This is a genomic window from Streptomyces phytophilus, assembly GCF_013870535.1.
GTDB classification, from domain to species: Bacteria; Actinomycetota; Actinomycetes; order Streptomycetales; family Streptomycetaceae; genus Streptomyces; species Streptomyces phytophilus.
In genome coordinates, this window is record NZ_JACBXC010000998.1 from 1 (window position 1) to 2,264 (window position 2,264).

Sequence of the window (2,264 nt, forward strand, 5' to 3'; positions counted from 1 at the left end):
TCCAGCAGCACCGCCGCCGCCACCGCGATCCCCACCGCCGTCCACGGCATCTCCGTGCCCACCAGCTTCAGCGCGAAGAACTCCTGCAGCCAGGGCGTGACCAGCACGATCACGAACCCCAGCGCCATCGTCGCGACCAGCCCCACGCGCCACCACGTGTACGGCCGCGCGATGATCACCAGCACCCACATCGCGATGAGGAACAGCGTCAGCGTCGCCGCCGACGTCTCCGCGTCCAGCGCCCCGGACCCCGAGTAGTGCGTCCGCGCCAGCATGTACGTCACGAACGTCGCCGTCCCCGCGATCAGCCCCGCCGGGATCGCGTACCGCATCACCCGGCGCACGAAGTGCGGCCGCGCCCGCTCCTTGTTCGGCGCCAGCGCCAGGAAGAACGCCGGCACGCCGATCGTCAGCGTCGACAGCAGCGTCAGGTGCCGCGGCAGGAAGGGGTACGGGACCTGCGTGGCGACGACCAGCAGCGCGAGGAGCACCGAGTAGACCGTCTTGACCAGGAACAGGTTGGCGACCCGCTCGATGTTGCCGATGACCCGGCGGCCCTCGGCGACGACCGACGGGAGGGTGGAGAAGCTGTTGTTCAGCAGCACGATCTGCGCGACGGCCTTCGACGCCTCCGAGCCGGAGCCCATGGACACGCCGATGTCGGCGTCCTTCAGCGCCAGCACGTCGTTGACGCCGTCGCCCGTCATCGCCACGTCGTGGCCGCGGGACTTGAGAGCGGCGACCATGTCCCGCTTCTGCTGCGGGTTGACGCGGCCGAAGACCGCGTTGTCGTCGAGGACGGCGGCCATCTCGTCGCGGTCCGCCGGCAGCGTGCGCGCGTCGACCGTGCGGTCCGCGCCCGCCATGCCGAGCTTCGCGGCCACCGCGCCGACGGAGACCGCGTTGTCACCCGAGATGATCTTCGTTTCGACCTGCTCCTCGGCGAAGTAGCCGAGGGTGTCGGCGGCGTCCGGGCGCAGCCGCTGCTCCAGGACGACCAGCGCGGTCGGCTCGACGCCGCGCGCCACCTCCGGGTCGTCCAGCTCCCGTACGGCGCGGGCGAGCAGCAGCACGCGCAGCCCCTGCGCGTTCAGGTCGTCGATCTCGGCGAGGGAGGCGTCGCCGGCCGGCAGCAGCACGTCGGGGGCGCCCAGCAGCCACGTACCCGCACCGACCCCGTCCCCGCGGAACGCCGCCCCGCTGTACTTGCGCGCCGAGGAGAACGGCAGCGCCCCCGTGCAGCGCAGCTCCTCGTCGTCCGGGTACGCCTCGATGATGGCCTGGAGGCTGGCGTTCGGCCGCGGGTCGGACGAGCCGAACGCACCCAGCACCCGCCGCACGTCCGCCTCCGCCGCGCCGACCAGCGGCCGCAGCTCGGTGACGTCCATGCCGCCCTCGGTGAGGGTGCCGGTCTTGTCGAGGCAGACGACGTCGACCCGCGCGAGCCCCTCGATCGCGGGCAGCTCCTGTACGAGGCACTGCTTCCGGCCGAGCCGGATGACCCCTATGGCGAACGCCACCGAGGTCAGCAGCACCAGCCCCTCGGGCACCATCGGCACGATGCCGCCGACCATGCGCCGGATGGCGTCCCGCGGGCCCTCGTTCTCGACCACGAGCTGGCTGATGACCAGGCCGATGGCGGCCGGGATCATCATGTACGTCACGTACTTGAGGATCGTGCTGATGCCGCTGCGCAGCTCGGAGTGGACGAGCGTGAAGCGCGACGCCTCCTCCGCGAGCTGCACGGCGTACGCCTCGCGCCCCACCTTCGTCGCCGTGAACGCGCCGCCGCCTGCGACGACGAAGCTGCCGGAGAGCACCTTGTCGCCGGGCTGCTTGACGACCGGGTCGGCCTCGCCGGTGAGCAGGGACTCGTCGATCTCCAGGCTGTCGGACTCCAGCACCTCGCCGTCGACGACGACCTTGTCGCCGGGGCCCAGCTCGACGAGGTCGCCGAGGACGATCTCCGCGGTGGGGATCTCCAGGGTGCGGCCGTCGCGGCGCACCTGCGGCTTGGCCTCGCCGATGACGGCGAGGCTGTCGAGGGTCTTCTTGGCGCGCAGCTCCTGGATGATGCCGATGCCGGTGTTCGCGAGGATCACGAAGCCGAAGAGGCTGTCCTGGATGGGCGCGACGGCCAGCATGATGACCCACAGGACGCCGATGATGGCGTTGAAGCGGGTGAAGACGTTGGCGCGGATGATGTCGGCGGTGGAGCGGGAGGAGCGTACGGGAACGTCGTTGACCTCGCCGCGGGCGACGCG

1 protein-coding gene is annotated in these 2,264 nt (G+C 71.3%); it reads right to left on the reverse strand.

Features of this window, described 5'->3' with window-relative positions:
* Positions 1-2,264 (reverse strand): HAD-IC family P-type ATPase (locus tag H5J30_RS28240; RefSeq protein WP_181790119.1); only part of this gene is annotated, 2,264 nt, incomplete at both ends.